This window comes from Leucobacter sp. USHLN154 (genome assembly GCF_037145595.1).
Lineage (GTDB): Bacteria > Actinomycetota > Actinomycetes > Actinomycetales > Microbacteriaceae > Leucobacter > Leucobacter alluvii.
The window spans coordinates 50,631-75,768 of the sequence record NZ_JBBCXF010000004.1; the positions used below are offsets into that span (position 1 = coordinate 50,631).

The following is a 25,138-nucleotide window of genomic DNA, read 5'->3' on the forward strand; positions in this document are numbered from 1 at the left end:
TCATGGGAGCACATGAGGCGGACGTGCGATCCGCGGTTACAGCGGCGGTGACAGCCCTTCACGGGGGTCCGCTTCGAGCCAATCTGTGTCGAGCGCAGGCGCATGCCGATCGGCGAGCTCCGCATACGTCTGCCGGCGCACGGCGATGCGCGCCGTGCCCTCGTTGCAGAACACGATCGGCGGATGCAGTGCGCCGTTGTAATTGTTGACGAACGTGAACCCGTATGCGCCCGTTGCGCCGAGCGCGATGATGTCGCCACTTCGGGGGGCGCTGAGATGCGCCTGGTCTACGAGCAGATCCCCCGATTCGCACTGTCGACCCACCAGTTGTGCCACCGTGTCAGGGATTGCGGTCACCCGATCCGCCACGACGGCGGTGAAACGTTCACGGGTGAGTGCGATGTTGAGCTGATCCGACATTCCCCCGTCCACGGCCACGAAGACGTCGTTCGAATGTTTGACGTTTCGCACGCCGTAGACGGTGATGCCGCTGCGAGCGACCAACGACCGCCCGGGTTCGATAATCAACTCGGCATGCTCCGGGAGCGATCGACGCGCAGCGCTCACGATGGCATCGAGATAGGCGCCGATGCTCGGCGCATCATCGTCCGAGGAGTAATCGACCCCCAGACCACCTCCGAGGTTGTACGTATCGAAGTTTCCGAGTTCCGCCAGTACGGCGACTGCCTCCGCGAATGGTTCGGTATCGAGAATCTGGGAGCCGATGTGCAGATGCACGCCCCGCACGTGAATGAACGGATGCTCACGGAGATCTTCGATCGCCTGCAGCGCATCTGCCATCGGCAGCCCGAACTTCGACCTGTGGCCTCCCGTTGCGATCGCCGGATGCGTCTGCGCGTCGATCTCGGGAATCACACGGATCAGCACATCCTGATCAGCTGTTGCGCATTCGGAGAGCATCTCGACGTCATGCAGATTGTCGATCACGATGATGCCGACTCCAGACCGGAGCGCGAGTTGCACTTCCGTGCGGCTCTTCGCGTTGCCGTGCAGCGTGATGCGACCCGGCTCGACTCCTGCCGCGAGCGCGAGGCGCAATTCGCCCTCACCTGCCACATCGACTGAGAGGCCCTCCGCATTGGCGATCGCGTAGGCCGCGATGCACGGCAGCGATTTTGAGGCGAAACAGACTCGCGACCGCGGCCAGCGGGAGGCGAGGCCATCGCGGTATTCGCGCATCGTCTGACGCAGGCCGGCTTCGTCGAATGCGTAGAGCGGCGTTCCGAATCGTCGGGCGAGCTCGGGCACCGAACAGCCTCCAACCGTGAGTTCTCCCGCGGCGCCCACCCCGCTGTTACGGGGAAACACTCTCGCGACCGAGGGCGGAAGAACGTGCGCGTGGGTCACCGGTGACTCCTTGTCTGAGGCATGAACGTGTCGTGCATCACCCACACTAGGAGCGCCAGCGTTCCCAATGATTGTCGGATTCGATAAGTTTTGAACATGGAACTATCGGATACGGCAACGTCACCCGACGCTTCGCTCGCGTGGGAGGACCGATTCGGCCTGCGTCTGCATGAACTCGAGCAACGCCTCGGAAGCGACCTGATCCGCATCGTCATTCCGGATGGGCTCGCTGACCCGGTAGTTCGCGCACTCGACATCTACGACGCGCGCAGTTCGGACACCGGGGGCGAGGGCGTGCTTCTCAGCTTGATATCCGCTGATGCGATGTTGCCAGCCGAGGTGCAGCGAGCGCTGGAGGTCGCGGTCGGCAGCGGGTGCGCGGGCGTCGCACTGAAAGCGAACATCGGCTCCGAACGATCTGAGGCGCTCATGGAGCGCATCAATGCTGCTGGAGTGGCAGCGGTGGTACTCGCAGCGCACGTCAGCTGGCGGGAGTTCGACGCACTGCTGACCCGGATCCTGGGCGAAAGCGCACAGTCGCTCGCTCCGATGCCTTCGACCGGGGACAAGCTTTTCGCGCTTGCGAATACCATCGCGCGGGGGTTCGGTGGCTCAGTCGCGATCGAAGATCACCAGCGCGGGATCCTCGCCCACTCATCGGTTCCCGATCAAGCGATCGATGAGTTGCGCACAGCGGGCATTCTGTTCCGCCGTGCAGGTGATGCTCCGGTGAACGAGCGGCGGTACCGAGACGTGCTCGCCGACGAGGGCATCGTGCGATTTGACCGTCTTGGCGACCACCTCCCCCGAGCCGCCATCGCCGTGCGCGCCGGCACGATTCCGCTCGGTACGATCTGGGCGGTCGATCCTGCAGGCGAACACCCCGAAGAGCATGAGCTCGACGCCGAAAAAGCGCAGTTGCTGACGTCGGGAGCCGCGCTCGCCGCCGACATGCTGCTCGAATCGTGGCGGCTCAGCAGCCAAAGCAGTTCCCGCCGTGAAGAATCCTTCAAGCGCGTGCTCGTGGCGGCGAGTCAACCCGGTGATGAGCACACCCTGGATCCGACGGGCTCAGGGACCGCGGTGATGCTTGTCGCGACCGTCGCAAGAGGGCACTGGGTGGGGGTGCGACTCGAAGAAGTTCGTGCGGTCTTGAGCAGGTATCTCGCAATGTACATGCCCGAGCTCGTGCTGGTGCTCGACAGTCACGAGATCGTCGCCTTGTGCCCGACAGGACAGGTCTCGACCGTCGTGGAATGGGTGGCGTCCGCACTCTCAGAACTGCCGCCCGAGACGGCGGATAGCGTGACGATCGGTCTCAGCGATCCGCATCCGATCGGCACTCGACTCGCGTACGCGACTGACGAAGCGCGGGAAGTCTCCGCCGCCGCTCAGCACCTCGGGGAACGGATCGGCACGGTCGAACGCACGCGCGCCCAACTGTTCCTCTCAGCATGCCGCACACGCCTGGAGGTCGACGATCGACTCGTGCTGCCCGAGGTCCGCGCCCTCCTCGATCACGGGGCTGCGACCGCGCATCTCTCGGAAACGCTGGAGTGCTGGTTGCAGGAGTCGGGCAACGTCGGACGCACCGCGCGCCGCCTCCGAGTGCACGAGCAAACAGTGCGCTATCGACTCCGGAGAATTCGCGAGCATCTCCCCTTCGACTCACGAGGGCCTGACTATCTGCTGACCGTGTGGGCGCAGTTGCGGGCACTCCGCGATTGACCTGCTGAGAGACCCCCGCATGGCGAGCGATCACTGAGGTACGCACGGGAAGTGCTCCGAAGTGACCACCCCGCCTCTCTGAGCGGTCAGCACGATGCGCTATTCGCCCCCGAAGCGCACGTCACTGACCGCTCAGCGGGGTGGACGGGGTGGGCTGGTACGCCGGGAACACCGGCGGGAAGAGCTCGGCCTCGCTCGACCCGTTCGGCCCGGCGAGTGCGTCGCGCTCGGGATACGCGGCTCGCAACTGCTCGAAGACGCGCTGGCCCTCGCGTCGCAGCGCATCGAGATCGACCCCGGGAATCGCCGCGTCCCGCATCACGACGCGGCCCGCCACCATGCTGAAGTGCGCATCGCGACCCGACCCCGCGAGCACGAGCGTACGAATCGGATCGTCGACCGCTCCCATCCGAACGTCGTCGAGCGCGAAGGCGACGAGATCGGCGGCCGCGCCCCGTGCGATGCGTCCGAGGTCGGGCCGGTGCAGCGCCCTGGCCCCGCCGAGCGTCGCGGCCTCGACGTACTCGGCGAGCATGCCGCGTCCGAGGTCGTCGTGCTGCGCCTTCGCCAGTTGCACGCCGGCATCGATGGCGCGCATGAGGTCGGGTGGGAACGAGTCGGTGCCGAGGGCGATGTTCACCCCGGCGTCGAGGTACTGCGACAGCCGTTCGAGCCAGAACGCGTAGCGCGCATTCGTGAGGGGGCAGTGGGCGATCGACGCGCCTGCTGCGGCGAGCCTGGCGAGGTCACCGCGATCCTCCCCGTGCACGTCGGGGTGGACGTCGAGGTAGACGCCGTGGGCGAGGATCAGGCGATCGGTGAGCAGGCCAGCGCGATCGAGAACGTCGAGCGGCGCTCCTCGGCCATCCCCCGCGAGCACCCCGATCTCGGAATCGAGTCCCTGCGTCGCGTGGGCGCGCACGAGCACGCCGCGTTCCGCGGAGACGCGCCCGGTCTCGGCGAGGATCGCATCGGTCACCGTCTCGATGCGGCACGGCACGAGCACGCCAGTGACCAGCGGGTCGGCGATCGCGTCCACGGTGTCGAGGAAGCGCACGGCCCCGGCGAAGGCCTCTTCGCCTCGAGCCTCATCCCAGTGCACTCCGGTCGATCCGTCGGCACGGGTCACGTGCACCCCGGAGCGGTACGAGGGACCGAGAAATGTGCGGATGCCCAGTTCGCTCGCGATGCCGGCCGTATCGAGCAGGTCGTCGTGCGTCTCAGCCCAGGCGCCGTGGATCTCGGACGAGATCGGCATCGCGCTCGTGATCCCGTGGAGGATCAGCTGCACGAGACCGTATCGGCGCAGCAGGCTGCGATCAGCGGGGGAGAGCACCTCGCGGGGCGCCCTCGCGTAGTCGGCAGACCAGTCGAGGCGCGCCTCGTGCTCGGGACTCCACCAGGAGTCGAGCAGCAGGTGGTCGATGTCGACGAGCCCCTCGAGGTCGATGAGGCCGGGCATCAGCAGACTCTCGCCGAGGTCGATCACTTCGGCCGCCTCCGCGACGAGCTCCTCTCCCGCGCCTCCGTGCGCGATCGCGGTGATGCGGTCGCCGGTCACGAGCACCGTCGCGTCGCGCATCAGGGTGAAGCCCGGGCCGCCGTCGCGCCCCTCGTCGAACACGATGGCGTGCGCGGCGCGCACCACGATGCGTGCGGCGGCGCTCACGACGCCAGCTTCTCGCGCCGGGTCGGCTTCCACCCCGGCCCCGGAACCGCCGCGCGCAGCGACCGGGTGTACGGATGCGCGGGGTGCGCGAGCAACTCGGCCGTGGCGCCGTGGTCGACGATCACACCGTTCTCCATCACCACCATCCGGTCGGAGATCTGGTTGACGACCGCGAGGTCGTGCGAGATGAAGAGGTAGCTCACCTGCCGCTCCGCCTTGATGTCGGCGAGCAGATTGAGAATCTGCGCCTGGATCGACACGTCGAGGGCCGCGACGGCCTCGTCGAGCACGATCACCTTCGGATCTGCGGCGAGCGCACGCGCGATCGCGACCCGCTGCCGCTGCCCGCCGGAGAGTTCTCGCGGGAGGCGGTCGAAGAAGCGCTGCGGAAGCCCGACCGAGTCGAGAATGCCCTGCGCGCGCTGCTTGACCGTGCCCTCAGTCGGCCGCGCCCCGACCGCCTTGGCGTGCAGCCGCAGATTCGACATGATGACCTCGCCGATGCGCTGCCGCCCGTTGAGCGACGAGTACGGGTCCTGGAACACGTACTGCACTTCGCGCGCGCGCTCCCGGCGGGCGGCGAGGCTGCGCGGTGCGGCAGTGCGATCCGCGCCGAGCACCGTCACGGTGCCGGAGGTGACGGTCTCGAGGCCCACGATCATGCGCGCGACCGTGGTCTTTCCCGACCCCGACTCCCCCACGATCGCGAGGCACTCATCGGGGTGCAGCTCGAAGGAGACGCCGTCGACGGCGACCACGTCCTCGCCCTTCGAGCCGCGCGGGGCGGCGAACACCTTGCGCAGGTCGCTCACGGTGATGATGGGTGCGCTCATGCGTCGGCCCTCGCCTTCAGTGCTTCGTGGATCTCCAGGTTGTACTCGAGCACGGGCAGCCGATCGAGCCGCTCCGCGATGCTCGGCCGCGCTCCGAGCAGCTCGACCGTGTAGGGGTGCTGCGGCGCCTCGTAGACCTGCGCACCCTGCTCGACGATCTCCCCGGCGTACATGACGGCGAGTCGGTCGCAGCAGGCGTTCGCGAGTTCGAGATCGTGCGTGATGAAGAGCAGTGACAGGCCGCGCGCCTTGCGCTGCTCGTCGAGGATCGCCATGACGTCGGATTGCGCGGTGACGTCGAGCGCGGTCGTCGGCTCATCGGCGAGGATCAACTGCGGTTCCGCGAGCAGCACGCTCGCGATCATCACGCGCTGGAGCAGCCCGCCCGAGAGCTCGTGCGGGTACTGCGCGAGTCGGCGCTCCGCGTGCCGCACGCCCACCTCGTCGAGCAGTTGCACGGCTCGGCGTTTCGCGTCGTCGAGCTTCACCCCGCGGTCGCGCACGAGAGCTTCCGTGAGGAAGTCGCCGACGGTGTGCACGGGGTTCACGTGGGCGCGGGGATCCTGGAAGATCATGCCGACGTCCCGGGCCCGGTAGCCGCGCAGCCGCTCTCGCTTCATGTCGAGCACCGACTCTCCGTCGAAGCGCACCGTCCCCGTCGTGCGGAATCCGGGGGCGAGCATGCGGGTGATCGCGCGGGTGGTCAGCGACTTGCCCGATCCCGACTCGCCAACGAGGCCGAGCGCCTCGCCCCGGTCGAGTGTGAAACTCACACCGTTCAGCAGGTCGAGGCGACGGTACTTCGTGATGAGGCTGGCGTGGAGGTCGTGCACTTCGAGCAGTGGCGCGCTCATCGGATGCTCCTTGCGTTCGAGGCGAGCCGGTCGCCGATGACGGTGATGCTCCACACGATGAGCACGATCGCGAGACCCGCGGCGATGGCTTCGAGTGCCTGGCCGCGCAGGAGGGAGTCGAAGCCGCTCTTCACCATGAGACCGAGGTCTGCGGTCGGCGGCTGCACCCCGAGACCGAGGAAGGAGACGGCCGCGAGGTCGATCACCGCGAAGCCGAGCGACGAGACGGCCTGCGCCACGACGATGGGCTGCACGTTGGGGAAGATCTGGCGCAGACTGATGCCGACGCCCGACTGGCCCTGCAACCATGCCGCCTGCACGTACGGCATGCCTCGCTCGCGGAGGGCCGCACCGCGTACCACGCGGGCCACGTACGGGATGTAGCCGATCGAGAGGCCGACGACGACCGTGGGCAGGTTGGGTCCGAAGATCGCGACGGCGATCAGCGCGAACACGATGCCGGGCACGGCGAAGAGCACGTCGAGCACCCACGAGATCACGGTGTCGACCCGGCCCCGATTCCAGGCGGCGATCAACGCGAGCGCGGTGCCGACGACGGTCGCGATGAGAATCACGAGCGTCGGCCCCAGCAGGGTGATGCGCGCCCCGTACATCAGGCGCGACAGGAGATCCCGGCCCAGCGCATCGGCGCCGAGCAGGTGCTGGGCACTCGGCCCGGAGAGCGCGGCGAAGAGGTCGGGGAAGTCGGGATCGTAGGGCGCGAGCCACGGCGCGAAGACGGCGGCGATGACGAACACCGCGAGCACGACGACCGCGATGATGCCGGTCGGGCCGAGCTTGCGGCCGGCGAGCACGAGGCGGCCGGGGTCGTTCGTCTGCGATCGCCGCAGGGCGATCTGTGTCGTGCGCGGCGCGGTCATTGCTTGCTCCCCAGCTGGATGCGCGGATCGATGATCGTGTACAGGAAGTCGACGACGGCGTTGATGACGACGAACGCGACGACCAGGACGAGGATGACGGCCTGCACGACGGCGAAGTCGCGTTGCAGGATCGCCCGCACGAGCAGCGACCCGAGGCCGTCGAGCGCGAAGACGTTCTCGATCACGACGGCGCCCGCGATCAGGGTCGCCACGGTCAGGCCGAGCACTGTGGTGATCGGGATCAGCGCGTTGCGGAGGATGTGCCGCTGGATGATGATGCGGGGTCGCAGTCCGCGGGCGACCGCGGTCTGCACGTGCTCGCGCCCCTCCTCCTCGAGCACTGAGGCCCGCGTGATGCGGGTCTGGTAGGCGGCGCTCGCCACGGCGAGCGCGATGGCGGGGAGCGCGAGGTGGTAGAGCGTATCGACGCCCCCGCTGCCGCTGCCGTTCGTCGGGAACCATCCCAGTCCGACCGCGAAGACGCTGATGAGCGCGACACCGACGACGAATGCCGGCGTGGCGAGGCCGAGCGTCGAGAGCGTCGTGATGACCTGGTCGGCCCAGCCGCCCTTCAACGAGGCGATGAGGCCGAGGCCGACGCCGACCACGGCGATGATGAGCGTCGCGAGCGCGATGAGCGCCACCGTGGTGCCGATGCGGCCGCCGATGAGATCGGAGACGGGCTGCCGGTACACGACCGAGTCGCCGAGGTCACCGCTGAGGATGTCGCGGATCCAGGCGAAGTACCGCACGAAGAACGGGTCGTCGAGGTGGTACTGCGCGGTCACCCGCGCGATCTGCTCGGCCGTGCCGCCCCGGGGCCCGAGCACGAAGCTGAGCGGGCTCCCGGGAGCGAGATAGAGCATGCCGAACACCACGAACGAGGTGACGAGCAGAACGAGCAGGAGCCCACCCGTTCGCTTCAGCAGGAATGCGGGAATGGACACGGGTTACTCCACGCCCCCGATGGTCGCGGCCCACGGGTATCCGAGGTAGGCCGATGATGCGGTGGCGCCCGAGATCGCCTCGTTCTGCACGAGGATCACCGGGAGATCGCCCATGGGCAGCCACGGCAGGTCGCGCGTGATCTTCTCCTGCGCGGCGATCGTGTGCTCCGCGCGCTCGACCGGGTCGAGCGTGCTGCGGGCATCGGCGAGCTCCTCCGCGGCCCCGTCGTACTTGATGAAGTTGTTCGTGCTGTCGGGGGTGAAGGTGGTGTAGACGTCGAGCGGATCCGTCACGTTGCCGTAGTAGGTCGTGAAGAAGCCGTCGAGACCCTCGCGCGCCGTCTCGTCGAAGTAGAGGTTGCCGAACTGCTCGACCGGGATCACCTTCGTCTCGATGGTGATCCCGATCGCCTCACCGGCGGCCTGGATCAGGTTGGCCGTCTGCTCGTGCACCGCCGACGAGCCCTGCACGCCGAGCACGATCGGAGCCGAGATGTCGCCCGCTTCAGCGAGGAGCGACTTGGCCCGCTCGATGTCGGGTTCGATCGAGTAGCTGTCGTACGCCTCCTGGAAGAGCTCGCCCGCCTCGTCGTCGGAGTAGTAGGCGGGGCCGGTGAGCACGGGAGACGGGATGGCCGCGCCCTGGAACACGACGTCGGCGATGGCTTCCGTGTCGATCGCCGCGAGCAGCGCTTCGCGCACCTTCGGGTTCGAGAAGGTTCCGGTCTCCTGAATCGCGCGGAGCGACCAGAAGATGTACGACTCGCCGAACGTGATCGTCGCATCGCTGTCCTCGAGCTGCGTCAGCCCGGCCGGGGGCAGGTAGAAGAACTGACCGTCGACGTCGCCGGTGCGCAGCGCGTTCACCGCGGTGGACTCGTCTGCGATGAAGCTGAAGGTGAGCCGCTCCACCTTCGGCACGAGTTCGGCGTCCCAGTAGTCCGCATTCTTCGCGAGGGTGATGGCCTTGCCCGGCTCCCAGTTCTCGAGCGAGAAGGGTCCCGTGCACATCAGGCCCCCCTGGGGGGTGCCGAACTGCTCGCCGGCGGCCTCGGCTGCGGCCTTCGAGACGACCGCCCCGGCAGCGCTCGACATGCCCTGCTCGAAGAGCGCATCCGGCTGCGTCAGCGTGACAGTCAGTTCGAGGTCGCCCGTCTTCTCGACCGATGCGACGTTGGCGAAGTAGTCGGCCCAGTACGTCGCCGAGTCGGGCCCGACCTGTCGTGCGAGCGAGTAGGCCACGTCGTCGGCGGTGAGCGGCGTGCCGTCCCAGAAGGTGACGTCGTTGCGCAGCGTGTAGACGTAGGTGGTGTCGTCGGGCGACTCCACCGACTCGGCGAGCGCGTTCTCGATGTCGAGGTCGGGCGTGATGCGGGTCAGGCCCTCGCAGAGATTCGCGTCGACTGTGTTCTCGGCGTAGTTGAACGAGAGCATGGGGTCGAGGGAGAGCGGCTCGTACGGGAGGTTCCACGTGACCTCATCGACGGGGGCCGTGCCCGGCTCCGTCGTGGTCGCGAGGTTCGCGGCGTCGATGTCGAAGGCTGCGCCTGCGCCGTCTCCACCGGAAGCGGATCCCCCGCCTCCGGCGCACGCGGTGAGGGTCAGCGCTGCGACGGCGAATGCGCCGATCAGCGTGAGAGGTCGTTTGGACACGGGGACTCCTTTGTTCCTGCGAGGTGCTGCGATGAGTGTTGCGGTAAGCGTGGTTCGAGTGTGAGTGGGTGCGCGCCGGCGCGTCAGACGACGGAGACGCCGCCGCGCACCACGCGCTGAGGTGCGGGCCGATCGGTGACGAGTTGCGCCAGATTCTCAGCCTCGAATTCGAGGTACGTGGTGCTCTCGGGGGTCCACTCGGCGATCTCGGGGAGTCCGAGCATGGCCCCGCCCGCAACGGACGCGATGCTGAAAGCGCGCTCGAGTTCGGCGTCGGTGATCGCGCCGGTGCGATACGCGAGCAGGTGCGCTCGATCGACCATGCTGCCGGTGCCGAAGGGGCTCCACGAATCGCGGACTCCGTCGGAGCCGGCGACCAGTCGAACGCCGTGGCGCTCGAAGCGGTCGAGCTCGGGCACCGGATCCGGCCCCAGTGCGCAGGTCGCGATCCAGATACCGGCTTCTGCGACGAGATCGAGCGTCTCGCCGAGGCTCGGCAGCTCGGTGTCGCAGAGCGCGAAGGCGTGCCCGATCGTCACGCGACCGTGACGCCCGGCGGCTGTCGTCCGGCGGGCGATCTCGCGGATCTGCGCGAGGCCGTCTTCACCGCCGTCGTGCAGGTGGATGTCGATGTCGCGCCCCGCGCGGTCGGCCAGACCGAACACGGCATCGAGATGCCCGTGCAGATCTCCCTCGATACCGCCCGGGTCGATGCCTCCGACGAGATCGGCGCCGGTGTCGAGCGATGCAGCCATCGCCTCCAGCGTGCCGGGGTTGGTGACCAGGCCGAATTGGGGGAACGCGACGATCTGCACCGTGAGGCCGGGGAGCCGCTCGGCCGCGGCGCGCACGCCCTCGACGTTCGCGGTGCCGAGCTCGGAGGAGACATCGACGTGCGCACGCATGCCGAGCGTGCCGTTGGCGAGCGCGTGAGACAGCAGGGCGTACGCGCGCTCCTCGACGCTCCGCGCGTACGAGAACTGCGTCGCCCGGTCGTTCTCGATGAGCTCCGCGAGCGTCGAGGCCGGCCGGCGCGACATCCACGGAGCGCCCCACGACGACTTGTCCGGGTGGACGTGGCCATCGACGAGGCCGGGGGTGCGGAGCCGGGTCGGAGTGGGGGTCGCCGTCATTGGAGAGCCTTTCATGCGTCCGTGCAGGTTCGGGATAGCGCCGGTTAAACGTAAGACATATGATAACCATACAAGTACCCGAATCTGCAAGGATGGTGACGTGCGACATATTCAACGGCGCTCACTCGTCGACACGGTGGTCGATGAGCTGAAGCGCGAGATCAGCGAGGGGCGCTGGGTGCTCGGCACCCGCATCCCCTCGGAAGCCGAGCTCACCGTGGTGCTCGGCGTCAGTCGCCCCTCGGTGCGGGAGGGGGTTCGCGCCCTCGTGCAGCTCGGCCTGCTCGAAACCCGGCAGGGCGACGGCACCTACGTCGTCGCGACCGATCCGACGCAGGTGGCCCTGCGCCGGGCGCTCCACTCGGCCGACAGCCGCGAAGTCATCCGCGTGCGCCGCGCCCTCGACGCCCTCGCAGCGTCGGAGGCGGCGACCTCACGCACCGACGAGGATCTCGCGCGCCTCACAGAGCTGCTCGAGCAGCGCCGTGCAGCGATCGCGGCGCGCGATTCGGAGGCCTTCACCGAGGCAGACGTGGCGTACCACCTCGCCATCGCATCGGCCTCCGGCAATCAGCTGCTCTTCGACATCTACGCGAGCTTCGACACTTCCCTGCGCGAATCCGTTTCGGATGCCTCGTGCCTCGCCGCAGGCGGGGATCCGGATCGCGCGGATCAGCACGAGTCACTGCTTCGGGCGATCGCCGCCGGTGATCCCGAACAGGCGCGCGACGCCGCGCTCGGCGTGCTCGCCCAGCAGGAACGTCTGCTCGATGAGCGGCCCTAGCCGCAGTCAGGGGATCGCAGCAGGAATACTCGTCGTCGCCGTCGGGCTGAGCGTACGCTACCCGATCACCAGCGTGTCGCCGCTCCTCGGCGAGATCGGCGACGCGTACCGGCTGTCGCACACGGCGATCGCGGTGCTGACCTCGATTCCGGTGCTGCTCTTCGGCATCGCCTCGCCCCTCGCACCGGTCCTGGTGTCGCGCCTCGGCCTGACGCGGGCGATCTCACTGCTCCTCGCCGTGCTCGCCGTCGCAACGCTGCTGCGGCCGCTGGTTCCGGCGTCCCTGTTCATCGGCACCGTCGCCGTCGGAGCGTCCATCGCACTCCTCGGGATCCTGGCCCCTCAGATCATCCGCCACTCCCTCTCCGCGCGAGGCGGATTCTGGACCGGGGTGTACACCACGTCCTTCGGCGTCAGTGCCGCAACGGGCGCCGCACTCTCCATTCCGCTGTTCCACGCGCTCGGCGAGCACGTCGGCCCGGCGCTCGCAGCATGGGCGGTACCGCTCCTCATCGCCTGCGCCCTCGCCATCGCGTTCGGGCGTCGCGTCGACGGCGGCGGGCGCTCTGGAACGGTCGTCACCGCGCAGCCGCGCGAGTCGATCTTCGCGGCACGCGGACTGTGGCCGGTCACCGGGTTCTTCGGATGCCAGGCTCTGATCTACTTCTCGCTCACCGCCTGGCTGCCGACCATCGCGATCGCACGCGGCGCGGATCCGGCTCAAGCGGGCCTCCTCCTCGCGTGGATGAGCATCGCCGGCCTCCCCGCATCGCTGATCGCCCCCAGCTTCGCCTCGCGTGCGCGCTGGCGCATCGGCCTGATCGTCGCGGCTGCGCTCCTCGCCATCGTTGGCCTCGTCGGCCTCGGGTTCGCACCGGTGGCGCTCATGCCGGTGGCCATCGCGATTCTCGGCGTCGCGCTGAGCTCCGCATTCGGTCTCTCGATCGCGCTCATCGTGTTCACCTCCCCGAACGTCGCGCAGACCGCCGCCTTCTCCGCGGTCAGCCAGGGCATCGGGTACGGAGGTGCGGCGGCCGGTCCGCTCGTACCCGGGCTTCTCGTCGAAGCCGGAGTGACCTGGCCGGCGGTGCTGCTCATGCTGGCGGCCGTCGCCCTCTGCGAACTCGGGTTCGGGATCGCGAGCGCCCGCGCCTCCCGCCCCCCGAGCGCGTGAATTCTGCCCGCGTGCGCAACGATGCACGCGCGCCCGCGGGCATTTACACTGATCAGATGGTCGTCTTCGCCGGAATCCTGCTGCTCGTCAACGCCTTCTACAACGTGGTGGTGTGGCCGCGGTTCTGGACGCGCATCGCGAAGGATCCGCGCGCACGCGACGAGCAGGGCCGGGCCACCACATTCTTGACGGTGCACGCCGTGCTCATCGGCATCGCTTTGCTCATCGCGATCGCCTCCGCGATCGCGGGGGTCTGGGTGCTCGTCGCCTGAGTCCTCGCCGACGCCGCGAACCGTACACTGGGAGGATGAAGCGGATCCTGACCTATGGCACGTTCGACCTGCTGCACTGGGGCCACATTCGACTCCTGCGCCGGGCCAGAGCGCTCGGCGACTACCTCGTCGTCGCGGCATCATCCGAAGCGTTCAACGCCGGCAAGGGCAAGCAGACGTACCACGACTTCGAGACGCGCAAGAACATGCTCGAGGCTGTGCGCTACGTCGACCTCGTGATCCCGGAGGAAGCGTGGGATCAGAAGATCCGCGACGTGCAGAAGTACGAGATCGACACCGTCGTGATGGGCGGCGACTGGGAGGGCGACCCGCGCTTCGAGATCCTGCGCGACTACTGCGAGGTCGTCTACCTCGATCGCACCGAGGGCGTCTCCACCACCAAGATCAAGAACGACCTCGGCGAGGGCGCGTAACGCGCAGTGCGGGGGCGGAAGACCAGCTCCCGCCCCCGCACTGACCCTGCCCGCCGGTTAGGCGCCGGTCTCCTGTGCGAGACGCTTGCGACGCGCTACCAGCACTGCTCCGCCACCGAGCACCAGCAGCAGTGCGAGCGCGATTCCACCGGTGAGCTCCATGCCGCCGGTGTTGCTGAGCTCGCCACGGCCGCCGTCAGCGGCACCATTCGCCGATGCGGCGTCGGCCGATGCCGATGCCCCGCCGGCCGATGCTCCACCGGCAGACGCGCTGCCGTCGGCCGCACCAGCGGCCGCGCCGCTCGCGCCGCCGTCGGCTGCACCGGCAGCACCGCCTGCCGCGGCGCCGTCGGATTCAGCACCCGGGTCTCCGCCCGGAACCTCGGCAGCGACCGCGACCGTGTCGTCCCAGCCGATGAGCACGGTGCCCGCGTCCCGCGTCGCCGCGATCCGCAGCTCACCGGGCTCGATGCCCTCTGGAAGCGCATCGACGGTGAGCGTGTTGCCGGTGACGGTGCCCATCGCGAGGAGTGACATCGCGGCCGGTTCCGTCGAGTCCGAGGCCGGCACGCCTGCACCGAAGTAGCTCAGCGCGACTTCGGTGCCGTCGGCGATGTCCGCGAAGGTCACGTCGAACGATGCGCCGATCTCGATCTCATCGGGCGCCTGCACGCCACCGCGGGTGTCGTCGGTGAGGTGCTCCTCGCCGAGCGTCACCGGGACCGCGGTGCCGACGTTCGCATTCACCTCGAAGAGCGCGCGAGCGATCCACGGGTAGCTGCCGACCGGGTGCGTGCGGTAGTTGACCGACGTGCCGAACATCACGAGCTCGCTGCCCGACTCGGCGACCGCCGATACCGCGGACGCCTGGCCTGCGGCCGCTGCACGGCCGGTGCCCTCGCCATCTGCCCAGTGCCCCGAGACGAAGAGGTTCTCCGCCGCGTAGCTCTGCTCGATCACGGCGTTCTCGGCCAACCCGGTGTACCAGACCGCCGGAGTGACGAAGGCCGTGTCCTGCGGATAGGTCGAGAGCAGGCCGCCCTCGGTGTTGTCCACGCGGACGATGCCGTTCGAGCTGTTCGTTCCGGCCGTCGCGGTCACCTGGGTCAGCCCGAAAGCGTTCGCGACATTCGCGACCGCCGTGCCGCGGCCCGCGACGCCGTTGCCGGCCGCGATGAACGCAGCCACGGCGTCGGCTCCCGCCGTCTGGGCAGCGGTGAAGGCGAGGTTGCCGCCGACCCACAGCACGTCGACGTCGTCGAGCAGCGACGGGTCGGCCGTGAGCGACGCCGCGTCGACGCGCACCTGGTCGGTGAACCCGAGCCGGTTCAACGTCACGCGGTCATCCTGGTTGCCGGTGTAGGCGACCCGCAGCGGCTTCAACGCGGTGCTCGTCTCGGTGAGGAGTCGCACCCCCGTCGTCGCGGTGAACTGCACGCCGTAGGCGTCGGCCACGGCCAGCGCTGCGGCGCGTGTCGCCTCGTCGCCGCCGATGATCACGGATCCGTCGGCGAACGACGACACGGCGACGCCCTGCTCGAGCAGCACGTTGATCGCCTGGTACTCGGCGGCTCCGGGAGTTTCGAGTTCGAGGTAGCCGGCTGCATCTGGCAGCACGCCCGTCGGTGCGGCCGCCGCGACGGCCTCCAGCCCGACTCCGTCCAGCGAGGCGTCCTGCGACGCGCCGACGGGGAAGACGTCAGCGCCCCACAGCAGAGACAGGCTCCACGCCGACATGTCGTACATGTCGGGCACGCGCTCCGTGATGTCCGAGCCGTCTGCGAGCAGCACATTCGCCATTCCTCGGAGCGGCTGGTGCATGTCGACCACATAGCTCCCGGCCGGATACGTCGTGTCTCCGGCGGTCAGCGGCGAGGTCGCGCGCGACACCTCGACCCCGTTGGCGATGAGTTGGTCGACCAGTCGCGCAGCGTCGGTCACCGAGCGCTGCTGATCCGTGTTCTCCGGGATCACATAGGCGCGCGGGAACTCCGCGCCGTACACGTCGGTCTCGTCCCAGACGTCGATCCACTCGTGCGGCATACCGGGGTAGTCAGCGGGATTCGGGTCGGCCGGAATCGACTTCAGCGGCTCGCCCGCGTCGCCCCGGCGGAAGATCTCCATCTGGTTCTGCAGCAGGGCTGCCGAGTTCGTGGCGAAGTAATCCGTCGCGCTCTCGACCGTGACCATGCCGACCTCGACATTCACGTCGGTGCGGCGCTGGCTCTCGGCCTGATCCGGGTTGCCGCCGCGTCCGAGAGGCAACTCGACCGTGTTGGTGACGGCGCCCTGGTATGCGAGGAACTGGGGCGTGAAGAGCGGGGGCCAGTCATCCCAGCCCGAACGGATGTCGCGGTACGGAATCAGGATCTTGCCCGTGTTCACCGTCGTCGCGTTGCCGTCGGCGCCCACGTAGGTGTTGCCCTCGATGTTCGCTCCGACCACGGCCTGCTCGATCGCGAGCGCTGCCGAGTAGGCGTGCGGCAGGAAGAGGTCGTACTCGTAGTTCTCACCGTGCGGCGGGCCGCAGGGCTCGATCTGGAGCACGTCGGTGTACCCGTGGAGGTCGACGTAGAAGGTCGGCTGGATGATCCCTGCGAGGTCGCGGATCACGCGGGACTCGGGGGTGACGCCGGTGATCATGTCGCGGTTCGCGTCGAAGCCGTCGGCGTTCGCGCGGGTGCCGTTGACGCGCCCGTCGGGGTTGTTGGTCACGGTGAAGTAGAACCGGTACTGCTCGAGCATCTCGACGATCGCGGGATCCTCGGAGGTGGCGAGCTTCTCGATGTACTCGAGAATGATGTCCGCGCCCTCCCACTCGTTGCCGTGGATGTTGCCGTTGAACCAGATCGGCACCTTGTAGCCCTCGGTGAGGGCGGTATCGGCCGAGGCTCCGGCGGGATCCTGCTTGATCCGCTCCTTCCAGGCGCGCTGCTGCGCGGTCTGCTCGGCCGTCTCCGGCGACGTCAGCGTGACGAGCTGAATGTCGCGCCCCTGCACGGAGCTGCCCACGACCTGCGCGGAGACGCGATCGCTCTCGGTCATCAGGCGGTTCACCGTGCGGGCCACCTCCGCGTACGGCACGGCACCGCGCGCGATGGAGCGATCGTTCGCATCATCGGGCGCTTCGGGCAGCGGCGACTGCACCGGATAGCTGGCCGGCCCCTGCACGCGGTCGGAGATCTCATAGGTGATGGGAGTGGGCGCATCGCCCGGAGCTGCAGTGGCCGCGGTGGGAATCCCCCCCACGAACAACGCCGCGACCAGTGCTCCCGCACCGATCATGGCCGTTGATGACCGTTTCGTAACCATCGTTGCCTTTCTGTTCAGTCGTCATTGACTCCAACCGCGTCGGAAGACTTCTCCGATGCGGCCGGGTATTGCACACGTGGCGGGGGCCCGAACGGGCCCCCGCCACGATCCCGCGCCGACGCCGCGGCGTCGAGCACTGAGGTTCTCGGCGTCTACAGCACCTTCGACAGGAAGGCCTTGGTGCGCTCGCGCTTCGGATTCGCGAGCACCTCTGCAGGGTCTCCCGATTCCACGACGACGCCGCCGTCCATGAACACGAGCTTGTCGGCGACCTCCCGCGCGAATCCCATCTCGTGCGTCACGACGATCATCGTCATGCCGCTCTCCGCGAGACCCTTCATCACGTCGAGCACCTCGCCGACGAGCTCGGGATCGAGGGCCGACGTCGGCTCGTCGAAGAGCATGAGCTTCGGATCCATCGCGAGCGCTCGCGCGATCGCGACGCGCTGCTGCTGCCCGCCCGACAGGTGCGCCGGGTAGTAGTCGTGGCGCTCGGCGAGGCCGACGCGCGCGAGCAGCTCCATCGCCCGCGACTTCAGCTCTGCCTTGGTGCCCTTCTTCAGCAGCGTGGGGGCGACCATGACGTTCTCGAGCGCGGTCATGTGCGGGAAGAGGTTGAACCGCTGGAAGACCATGCCGATGTCGCGACGCTGTGCCGCAGCCTCGCGGGGATGCATCTCGTAGAGCTTGTCGCCCTTCTGCCGATACCCGACGAGCACCCCGTCGACGGTGAGTCGGCCGGCGTTCACGGTCTCCAGGTGATTGATGCACCGGAGGAACGTCGACTTGCCGGAGCCGGAGGGCCCGACGAGGCAGAGCACTTCGCCGCGCTGCACCTCGAGTGAGATCGACTTGAGCACCAGGTTCGAGCCGAAGGACTTCGAGACGCCCTCCGCCTGCACCATCGGCGTATCTGTCGCGTGCACGCTCATGCGCCGCCCCCTCCGGGTCGATTGTGGGGAGGCACGATGTTCTCGCCGCCGCTCGCACTGGGGTAGGTCGGATGCGCCGGGTCCTCGACGCCGACGACGCGGACCGACTGCGTGGCGACGGTCGGCTTCATGACGTCCGGTCGCTGCAGCACCCCCTTGGCGAAGTGCTTCTCGAGGAAGTACTGACCCACCATGAGGATCGAGGTGACGGCCAGGTACCAGATGGACGCCACGATCAGCATCGGCACAGGCTGATAGGTCACCGCCGAGATGTCGCGCGCCCGCCCGTACAGGTCGAGCGTGAAGGGCACGGCGGTCACGAGCGACGTGGTCTTCAGCATGGAGATGACTTCGTTGCCGGTCGGCGGAATGATGACGCGCATGGCCTGGGGCAGGATCACGCGACTCATCGTGTGCCACCAGCCGAGGCCGAGCGCGGTCGCCGCTTCGTTCTGCCCCTTCTCCACGGAGAGGAGCCCAGCGCGAACGATCTCCGCCATGTAGGCCGCTTCATTCAAGGCCAGGCCGATGACGGCGAGCGTGAAGTAGCTCAGCAGGTCTTTCGTGTTGAGCGTGAAGGCGGCCTCCGTGAACGGGACCCCGAGGCTGATCGACTTGTAGATCGTGGGGACCAGGCCCCAGAAGACGAGCTGCACGTAGACCGGGGTGCCGCGGAAGAGCCACAGGAACACCCAGGCGATCGACTTCACGACCGGGTTCGGCGACTGGCGCATCACGGCGATGGTGACGCCGAGCAGCACGGCGATGATCATCGAGTAGACCGTCAGCTGCAGCGCGTAGCCGGCGCCCGACACGATGCGCACATCGAACAGATACTTGCCGACCTCGCCCCAGTTGAACACCGGACGGTTGAACGCTGTGTCGTAGATGAAGAGCGCCACGAGGAGCAGGAGCACGACGGCGAACACCGTGCGCCAGGGGTGCCGGAGTCGGATCGCCTCGATCGGCGCCGACTCCTGATGCGGGGCCTCTGGCCCCGCATCAGAGGAGTGGGTATGCGACATGATCTACGCGTTTACTCCGTGCCGGCGTTGATGTCGGCCTGCTCCACCGCGCCGTCTTCGATCCCCGCTTCGGTGAGGATGTCGAGGTAGGTGCCGTCATCGATCAGCGACTGCAGCGCCGCCTGGATCGCCTTCGTGGTGTCGCTGTCCTTCTGCGTGGCGAACCCGTACGGAGCTGCATCGAACACGTCTCCGACGGTCTCGAGCTGGTCGCTCAGCTTCGCGACCGCGTCGCCCGTTACGGGCAGGTCGGCCGAGAAGGCGTCGGCGCGGCCGTCGACGACGGCCTGCGTCACCTCGGGCTGCCCGTCGAACCGCAGGATCTCGATCGCATCCTTACCGGCGTCGGTGCAGGCCTTCGACTTCGCCGGCAGCTCGTCGGTGTCCTGGACGGTCGTCGCCTGCACAGCCACGGTGAGTCCGCACGCGTCGTCGGGGTCGACGTCGGAGCCGCTGGCAGCGGCCCACTGCGTGCCGGCGTTCAGGAAGTCGACGAAGTCCACCGACTTCTGGCGCTCGACGTTGTCGGTGAACGAGGAGGAGCCCATGTCGAGTGCCCCCTCCTGGATGCGCGGGATGATGCTGTCGAACCCGAGGATCTCCCACTTGGGCTCGAGACCGAGCTTCGCGGAGACCGCCTCGGCGAGGGTGACGCCCCAGCCCACGGGGTTGCCGTCGGCGTCTTTGTACTCGTTCGGCGGGTACTCCGCGTCGGTGCCGATGCGGAGTTCGCCGGAATCCTTGAGCTCCTGCGGAAGGAGTTCGACCGCGGCGTCATCCGCGGTGATCTCGGTCGCCGGTGCGGCATCGCCCGATCCCGCGCCTCCTTCGGACTCGGCGTTGTTGACGCACCCGGTGAGTGTGAGCACGGCCGCTGCGGCGAGAGCGGGAAGTGCGAAACGAATCTTCATTGATGTCTCCATGTTTCGGAAGGGACTGGGAGTCCGGTCTGAATCTCGACCCCGAGCCTACTGCGCTCCGGTAACGGATCTGTGACAGAGTCTCTCCCCCGGTCCATACAGCGACTGCCGCGACCGGCAGTACGGCGCTGGAATCCGCCGCTTCCCGGGCCGGGCGGCTGAGGTAACATTCCGGTTAAGCTGTGACCGGCCCGACCAGGAGCCGCAGGATACGCGAAGCACCTCAGCCCGTGGTCGCGGGAACGAACCGGGCTGAAGAAGTGGGGAAGCTCAGTGCCGGGGGACGTTGTGGCCGAAGCGCGCGCCGCGGTCGACGCGCACGGGCACGTACGGCGCGACCGCCTCCTCCACCGGATCGGCCATTCCGGGCGCGTGGTCATCATCCACGCCGAGCAGGGCGCGGGGAAGACCGAGCTCATGTCGCAGTGGCTGGCGTATCACCGCCCCTCCGCACCGGCATGGGTCGCACTCGATTCCGGTGCGAGCGATCCGCACAGTCTGTGGTCCAGACTCCTCCAGGCGCTGCAGGCCGCACGCCCCGAGACCTTCGCGTCGCTCGCGAACGACTACCTGGCGGGACGCATTCGCCCCGAAGAAGCGCTCTCGCTCATCACCTCGGCCTCGATGCGCGACCCGCATCCCGTCACGCTCGTGCTCGACGACCTGCACTTCGTCGCGGGCGAGCTGCAGGATCAACTGGTGTCGCTGCTTCGCCGATCCCCGAACCTGAGACTGCTCGCCGCATCGAGATCGCGCACCCGTTTCGAGGTTCCCCTGACCGCGGCAGGGCTCGCCGTCACCTCCCTCAGCATCAGCGATCTCGCATTCACGACGGACGAGATCGCTGCGCTCGCGGCGACGCTGCCCTATCAGCTGTCGACGCCCGAGCTCGCCGCGCTGCGACGGTCGACTCGGGGCCACCCGCTTGCGGTGCGCCTCGCATTGTCCGTCATGACGAGCCTGTCGCGAGACGGTGCGCGCCGTCCCACTCCCGACGAGGTGCAATACGGCATCGAGGGTGCGCTCGCCGACTTCGCTCCGCAGTTCCCGGCTCCCGAAAACCGCACGCTCGCCCTGATGGCCGCACTGGTGCCGGAGATCGACCGATCGTTCGCGGATCGACTGGGGGGAGCCAACGCCTGGGCGAATCTCGAGCGCCTCGACGCGCTCGGATACGGCCGCGTGGAATCCCGGCACGGTCGCGCGGCGTTTCGGCTGCACACGCTCATCGCGGGCGCCCTGCGTCCTCGAGCGCTCACCGAGCTCCCGCAGGAGCGCATCGCCGAGGTGCGCCGACTCGCATTCGAGCACCTGTACGAGCACGCCGATCCGATCGACATCCTCGAACTCCTCATCGACGGAAACATGGATCGCGCCATCTTCCCCCACTTCGTGCGCAACTACTCGGAGATCAACCTGAAGCGCTCGCGCGAACTCGTCGCGGTGACGGAGGGCATCTCAGCGGAGCGGCAGCAGCGCGAGGGCACGATCCCGATCATGATCGCCGTCGCCCTGAGCGAGGACTCCCTGGTGCCGACGCCGCGCATGCGGCAGCTGCTCGAGCTGGGCATGCCGACGCTCGAGCATCGAGTGGCGGAGGCGGGCGGGGCTGCGGGCCGCCTGCTGCAGCTCGCCCGGTTCGCCGGGCTGCGCGTGAGCCGCTCCTACGAAGCAGCGGCTGAGGCTGGAGAGCAGTTCTTACGGCAGAGCGGACTCGGCTCCCCGAGTTGGCGGTCGGGAATGCACGCCGCCCGCTTGCAGGTCGTCCTCACCGAACTCCTCGCAGCCCGCATTCCTCGCGCACTCGCACTCGCCGAGGGGCTGGCCGACGATGCGCACCCGGCCCGTCGAACTCACCAGCATTCGATGCTCGCCTTCGCGCACGCGCGCATGGGCGACCTGCGGGCGGCCAAACGCGAACTCGCCGCCGTCGACGCCTCGCGGGCCGACTGGTGGGACTCCCCGCACAGCATCGGCTGGCACCTCGCCAGAGCGCTGCGGGCGTCGAGCCTCGGGCGACACGACGAGGCGTTCGAGGCGCTGCGATCGACCGAGACGCACCTCGACGAGTCGGAGCTGTGGCCGGCGATCGTCTGGACGCGCGGAATCGCGCGGCTGGTCGCGGATCAGGCAGCGCTCGGATATCAAGAACTCGACGGGGCGCTCGCCGCGCGCGAGCATCTGCCGCTCAGCGCCGGGTGGGCCGAAGAGCTGCAGACGCTCCGCGGCGAGTTCCTGCTCGCGACCGGAGATCTCGTCGGCGCACGAGCAGCCCTCGCGCACCCGGGGATCGGCGCCTCGTCTCGTCTGGCGCGCGCACGACTCGCGATCCTCGCATCGCAGCCGATCGACGCTCTCACCCATCTCGACGCGCTCGAGCGCGACGCCCACGATTCGAGCGCGAACGACAGCGGCCCGTTTCCGGCGCAAGCCGTGCAGCAGCAGTTGCTCCGCGCGGCGGCGTATGCACGGCAGGGCAATGCGGAGTGCGCGACATCCCTCGCCACGCAGGCGTTCCTCGCACTCGACCGGCTCGACAATCGACTGCCGCTCCTCTGGATTCCGTCGGGCGAGATGGCCATCATCAGGACGCTCGTGCCGCTCGATATCTGGCGCGTTCCCCCGGGCAGCCCCTTCGCGGGCGACGAGGTCGTGCTCGAAGAGCTGTCGAAGCGCGAAGCGCTGGTGCTGATCGAACTCGCGAGGGGCGGATCCATCGACGACATCGCGGGCGATCTCCACGTGTCCTCCAACACGATCAAGACGCAGACGCGCAGCATCTACAAGAAGCTCAAGGTCTCGAGCCGCACGGAGGCCCTCGCCAGGGCGCGCCAGATGGGGCTGGTCTGAGTCGCGCAAGGCCTTGAATCGTGGCCGAATCGTTGCATAGCCTGTCTGGACGAGCTCACAGGTGAAGCGAAGGCGATGCAATGTCCCGTTCGACGCCCGCGCAAGCGGCAGCGGCGCCGGTACCGGCAGCGGTAGCGGCCCCCGGAGGCGAGCGTGGCGGCGCGAGCGGCGCATCGGGGGCGGCGTTCGGCGCACCGCCTCGATCGGAGCACCGCGTGCGTCGCGACATTCAGGGCCTGCGCGCCATCGCCGTCGCCCTCGTGCTGCTCTACCACCTCTCCCCCGAAGCCCTTCCGGGCGGGTACATCGGCGTCGATGTGTTCTTCGTGATCTCCGGGTTCCTCATCACGGGTCAGCTGCTCCGCGAGGCCGAGACCTCGGGCACCGTCGATCTCGTTCGCTTCTGGGCGCGCCGCGCCAGGAGACTGCTGCCGGCCGCGCTCCTCGTGCTCGCCGTCACACTGGTCTCGGTCTGGTGCTTCGCACCTCGCGGCTACCTTCCCGAGTTCCTCGCGCAGGTGGCCGCGTCGGCGGGATACGTGCAGAACTGGGTGCTGGCGGCGCAGTCGGTCGATTACATGGCGGCGGAATCCCAGGTCTCCCCCGTGCAGCACTACTGGTCGCTCTCCGTGGAAGAGCAGTTCTACATCGTGTGGCCGCTCGCCGCCGTACTCGCCGTCGCGGTCGCAGCGCGTGTCACGCGGCTCCGCTTCCGTCCCGTCTTCGCGTGGCTCATCGCGTGCGTCTGCGTCGCCTCGCTCATCACCTCGATCGTGCTCACTTCCGCCGCCCCGGCGCAGGCGTATTTCGTGACGACCACCCGGGCGTGGGAGTTCGCGGCGGGCGGCCTGCTGGCCTGGGCGGCGACATCGCGCCGCGCGATCCTCGACCGTCTGCCGGTGCGGGTGCGCAGCGCAGCGGCGTGGGCGGGGCTCGCCGGCATCGCCGCGGCGGCCCTCTGGTTCACGGATGCCACCCCGTTTCCCGGCGCGGCCGCGCTGCTCCCGGTGATCGCCACCCTGCTCATCATCGCGGCGCAGGAGCCCGCCGGGGCAGCCGCTCCGACGCGCTGGCTCGGCGCGCCCTCCATGCAGTGGCTGGGCGACATCTCGTACGGCGCGTACCTCTGGCACTTCCCGCTCATCGTGCTACTGCCGTTCGCGCTCGGGAGGAGCGCCGGCGTGCTCGGCGCGATGGCGGTGATCGGTGCGACGATTCTGCTGGCGTGGGGTTCGAAGGTCTGGGTCGAGGACCCGTTCCGTGCGGAGCTCTCCCGCGACTGGCCCGATGCTCGCGCGCTGGCGATCACCAGCGCCGGCATGGTGATGCTGCTCGCCGGCGCGCTCGTCGGCGTGCACCCGGCCGATCAGCAGGTGGAAGCGGAGCGGAATCGGGTGGCCGTGGTGCTGGAAGATCCCGATCCGTGCCTCGGCGTCTCCGCTCTCGACCCGCAGTCGGGGTGCGAAGCGCTGCCCGAGCAGTTGCCGATTCCCGAGCCGGCACTCGCGGCGGTCTCCCCCGAGCGGTGCCTCAGCCCGCGAGCGGGAACCGCGGTCGAGCCGTGCGAATACGGAGCGGACGCCGCACGCGCAACGCACACGATCGCCCTCGTGGGCGATTCGCACGCGGAGCAGTGGCTCCCGGCGCTCGTGCACCGGGCCGAGCAGCAGCGGTGGCGCGTGATCGTGATGGCGAAGGCGTCGTGCCCGTTCACCGCCGCCGAGCGCGATTTCGCGAGTTCGCCCGAGGCCGAGAACGTGGCGCTGCGCTCCGACTGCGCGGCCTGGAACGATGCGGTCCTGCAGCGCCTCGTCGACGATCCGTCGATCGACACGGTGATGACGGCGGCGAAGTCGACGAATCGGATGGTCTCCGGAAGTGGTGACTGGCGAGCGGCGGCGGAGCGCGGATACGCCGAGCGGTGGCGGGAGCTGCCCCCCTCCGTGCAGCGGGTCCTCGCGATCCGCGACACCCCTCAGATGGCCGAGCGCGTGCTGCAGTGCGTATCCGGCCACGGCACGACGGCGGCCGACGCGTGCGCGGTGCCGATGGCCGAGGCGCTGGGCGCCGACCCACTCGCCGACGCCGCGGAGTCGCTCTCCACGGCGACGCCTCGCAGCCGAACCGCAGACGCGACGCCGGTCGTCGACCTCGTCGACATGAGCGAGTACTTCATCGTCGAGGATTCGTGCCCGCCGGTGATCGGCGGGGTACTCGCCTTTCGCGATTCGCACCATGTCAGCTGGGCCTACGCCGAGATGCTCGCAGATCCCTTCGCAGATCGGGTCTCCGCGGTGTTGCGGGCGTGACGGGCGACCGCGTGCCTGCGCGGCGCGCTGCTGCAGACGCGGTATCGCGCCCGCCTCGTA

The 25,138-nt window shown here is 68.6% G+C and carries 19 protein-coding genes; 7 read left to right on the forward strand and 12 right to left on the reverse strand.

Annotated features, from left to right (window positions below):
* Positions 1–36: 36 nt before the first annotated feature.
* A complete protein-coding gene (lysA, locus tag WFH23_RS08225; RefSeq protein WP_336662177.1) occupies positions 37–1,413 on the reverse strand; it encodes a diaminopimelate decarboxylase in 1,377 nt (458 codons plus the stop codon).
* Positions 1,414–1,464: 51 nt separating this feature from the next.
* On the opposite strand from lysA, the gene WFH23_RS08230 reads away from it, so the two are divergent.
* Positions 1,465–3,096: a PucR family transcriptional regulator gene (locus WFH23_RS08230; RefSeq protein WP_336662178.1), complete on the forward strand. Its 1,632-nt coding sequence runs from the start codon at positions 1,465–1,467 to the stop codon at positions 3,094–3,096.
* Positions 3,097–3,217: 121 nt separating this feature from the next.
* Here WFH23_RS08230 and WFH23_RS08235 read toward each other — a convergent pair whose 3' ends face one another.
* The 7 genes from WFH23_RS08235 to WFH23_RS08265 all read right to left on the reverse strand — a co-directional run bounded on the left by WFH23_RS08235 (position 3,218) and on the right by WFH23_RS08265 (position 11,066).
* Complete coding sequence (locus WFH23_RS08235) at positions 3,218–4,765, reverse strand: chlorohydrolase family protein (RefSeq protein ID WP_336662179.1); 1,548 nt, start codon at positions 4,763–4,765, stop codon at positions 3,218–3,220.
* The gene (locus WFH23_RS08240; protein WP_090145615.1) at positions 4,762–5,598 is read right to left on the reverse strand and encodes an ATP-binding cassette domain-containing protein; all 837 of its coding nucleotides are present in this window, start codon (positions 5,596–5,598) and stop codon (positions 4,762–4,764) included. Before WFH23_RS08240 ends, WFH23_RS08235 begins: the two co-directional genes overlap by 4 nt.
* Entirely contained in the window at positions 5,595–6,452 is an 858-nt protein-coding gene (locus WFH23_RS08245) for an ABC transporter ATP-binding protein (RefSeq protein WP_234037130.1), read from the reverse strand. The genes WFH23_RS08240 and WFH23_RS08245 overlap by 4 nt, the downstream gene beginning before the upstream one ends.
* Positions 6,449–7,333 (reverse strand): ABC transporter permease, encoded by an 885-nt coding sequence (locus tag WFH23_RS08250; RefSeq protein WP_090145618.1) that lies wholly within the window; start codon positions 7,331–7,333, stop codon positions 6,449–6,451. Before WFH23_RS08250 ends, WFH23_RS08245 begins: the two co-directional genes overlap by 4 nt.
* Positions 7,330–8,280 (reverse strand): ABC transporter permease, encoded by a 951-nt coding sequence (locus WFH23_RS08255; protein ID WP_336662180.1) that lies wholly within the window; start codon positions 8,278–8,280, stop codon positions 7,330–7,332. The genes WFH23_RS08250 and WFH23_RS08255 overlap by 4 nt, the downstream gene beginning before the upstream one ends.
* A 3-nt stretch (positions 8,281–8,283) precedes the next feature.
* Positions 8,284–9,933, reverse strand: a complete 1,650-nt coding sequence (locus WFH23_RS08260) for an ABC transporter substrate-binding protein (protein WP_336662181.1) — start codon at positions 9,931–9,933, stop codon at positions 8,284–8,286.
* Between the two features lie 83 nt (positions 9,934–10,016).
* Positions 10,017–11,066, reverse strand: coding sequence for an amidohydrolase family protein (locus tag WFH23_RS08265; RefSeq protein ID WP_211649591.1), 1,050 nt, complete (start codon positions 11,064–11,066; stop codon positions 10,017–10,019).
* A 100-nt stretch (positions 11,067–11,166) separates the two neighbouring features.
* Here WFH23_RS08265 and WFH23_RS08270 point away from each other — a divergent pair, with 100 nt between their 5' ends.
* The 4 genes from WFH23_RS08270 to tagD are packed head-to-tail and all read left to right on the forward strand — an operon-like array spanning position 11,167 to position 13,730.
* Positions 11,167–11,850, forward strand: a complete 684-nt coding sequence (locus WFH23_RS08270; RefSeq protein WP_336662182.1) for a FadR/GntR family transcriptional regulator — start codon at positions 11,167–11,169, stop codon at positions 11,848–11,850.
* Complete coding sequence (locus WFH23_RS08275) at positions 11,837–13,024, forward strand: MFS transporter (protein ID WP_336662183.1); 1,188 nt, start codon at positions 11,837–11,839, stop codon at positions 13,022–13,024. The genes WFH23_RS08270 and WFH23_RS08275 overlap by 14 nt, the downstream gene beginning before the upstream one ends.
* Positions 13,025–13,080: 56 nt before the next feature.
* Entirely contained in the window at positions 13,081–13,296 is a 216-nt protein-coding gene (locus WFH23_RS08280) for an SCO4848 family membrane protein (RefSeq protein WP_200330861.1), read from the forward strand.
* A gap of 35 nt (positions 13,297–13,331) precedes the next feature.
* Positions 13,332–13,730, forward strand: coding sequence for a glycerol-3-phosphate cytidylyltransferase (gene tagD / locus WFH23_RS08285; protein ID WP_090145630.1), 399 nt, complete (start codon positions 13,332–13,334; stop codon positions 13,728–13,730).
* Positions 13,731–13,787: 57 nt separating this feature from the next.
* Here tagD and WFH23_RS08290 read toward each other — a convergent pair whose 3' ends face one another.
* The 4 genes from WFH23_RS08290 to WFH23_RS08305 form a co-directional block, all read right to left on the reverse strand.
* Positions 13,788–17,042, reverse strand: coding sequence for a M14 family zinc carboxypeptidase (locus WFH23_RS08290; RefSeq protein ID WP_336662184.1), 3,255 nt, complete (start codon positions 17,040–17,042; stop codon positions 13,788–13,790).
* 152 nt (positions 17,043–17,194) lie between these two features.
* Positions 17,195–17,974: an amino acid ABC transporter ATP-binding protein gene (locus WFH23_RS08295; RefSeq protein ID WP_283242027.1), complete on the reverse strand. Its 780-nt coding sequence runs from the start codon at positions 17,972–17,974 to the stop codon at positions 17,195–17,197.
* Complete coding sequence (locus WFH23_RS08300; protein ID WP_090145634.1) at positions 17,971–18,999, reverse strand: amino acid ABC transporter permease; 1,029 nt, start codon at positions 18,997–18,999, stop codon at positions 17,971–17,973. The genes WFH23_RS08295 and WFH23_RS08300 overlap by 4 nt, the downstream gene beginning before the upstream one ends.
* 11 nt (positions 19,000–19,010) lie before the next feature.
* Entirely contained in the window at positions 19,011–19,910 is a 900-nt protein-coding gene (locus WFH23_RS08305; RefSeq protein WP_090145636.1) for an ABC transporter substrate-binding protein, read from the reverse strand.
* Between the two features lie 282 nt (positions 19,911–20,192).
* On the opposite strand from WFH23_RS08305, the gene WFH23_RS08310 reads away from it, so the two are divergent.
* Together WFH23_RS08310 and WFH23_RS08315 are read left to right on the forward strand one after the other, a co-directional pair.
* Positions 20,193–22,769 (forward strand): LuxR C-terminal-related transcriptional regulator, encoded by a 2,577-nt coding sequence (locus tag WFH23_RS08310; RefSeq protein ID WP_336662185.1) that lies wholly within the window; start codon positions 20,193–20,195, stop codon positions 22,767–22,769.
* Positions 22,770–22,849: 80 nt separating this feature from the next.
* Positions 22,850–25,078, forward strand: a complete 2,229-nt coding sequence (locus tag WFH23_RS08315) for an acyltransferase family protein (RefSeq protein WP_336662186.1) — start codon at positions 22,850–22,852, stop codon at positions 25,076–25,078.
* The last annotated feature ends 60 nt before the right edge of the window (positions 25,079–25,138 follow it).

Excerpts from the sequence above, each read along its gene's own strand:
- WFH23_RS08230 (WP_336662178.1), top strand. The coding sequence starts at position 1,465 with ATGGAACTATCGGATACGGCAACGTCACCCGACGCTTCGCTCGCGTGG.
- WFH23_RS08240 (WP_090145615.1), bottom strand. The coding sequence starts at position 5,598 with ATGAGCGCACCCATCATCACCGTGAGCGACCTGCGCAAGGTGTTCGCC.
- WFH23_RS08245 (WP_234037130.1), bottom strand. The coding sequence starts at position 6,452 with ATGAGCGCGCCACTGCTCGAAGTGCACGACCTCCACGCCAGCCTCATC.
- WFH23_RS08250 (WP_090145618.1), bottom strand. The coding sequence starts at position 7,333 with ATGACCGCGCCGCGCACGACACAGATCGCCCTGCGGCGATCGCAGACG.
- WFH23_RS08265 (WP_211649591.1), bottom strand. The coding sequence starts at position 11,066 with ATGACGGCGACCCCCACTCCGACCCGGCTCCGCACCCCCGGCCTCGTC.
- WFH23_RS08275 (WP_336662183.1), top strand. The coding sequence starts at position 11,837 with ATGAGCGGCCCTAGCCGCAGTCAGGGGATCGCAGCAGGAATACTCGTC.
- WFH23_RS08280 (WP_200330861.1), top strand. The coding sequence starts at position 13,081 with ATGGTCGTCTTCGCCGGAATCCTGCTGCTCGTCAACGCCTTCTACAAC.
- tagD (WP_090145630.1), top strand. The coding sequence starts at position 13,332 with ATGAAGCGGATCCTGACCTATGGCACGTTCGACCTGCTGCACTGGGGC.
- WFH23_RS08290 (WP_336662184.1), bottom strand. The coding sequence starts at position 17,042 with ATGGTTACGAAACGGTCATCAACGGCCATGATCGGTGCGGGAGCACTG.
- WFH23_RS08295 (WP_283242027.1), bottom strand. The coding sequence starts at position 17,974 with ATGAGCGTGCACGCGACAGATACGCCGATGGTGCAGGCGGAGGGCGTC.
- WFH23_RS08300 (WP_090145634.1), bottom strand. The coding sequence starts at position 18,999 with ATGTCGCATACCCACTCCTCTGATGCGGGGCCAGAGGCCCCGCATCAG.
- WFH23_RS08305 (WP_090145636.1), bottom strand. The coding sequence starts at position 19,910 with ATGAAGATTCGTTTCGCACTTCCCGCTCTCGCCGCAGCGGCCGTGCTC.
- WFH23_RS08315 (WP_336662186.1), top strand. The coding sequence starts at position 22,850 with ATGTCCCGTTCGACGCCCGCGCAAGCGGCAGCGGCGCCGGTACCGGCA.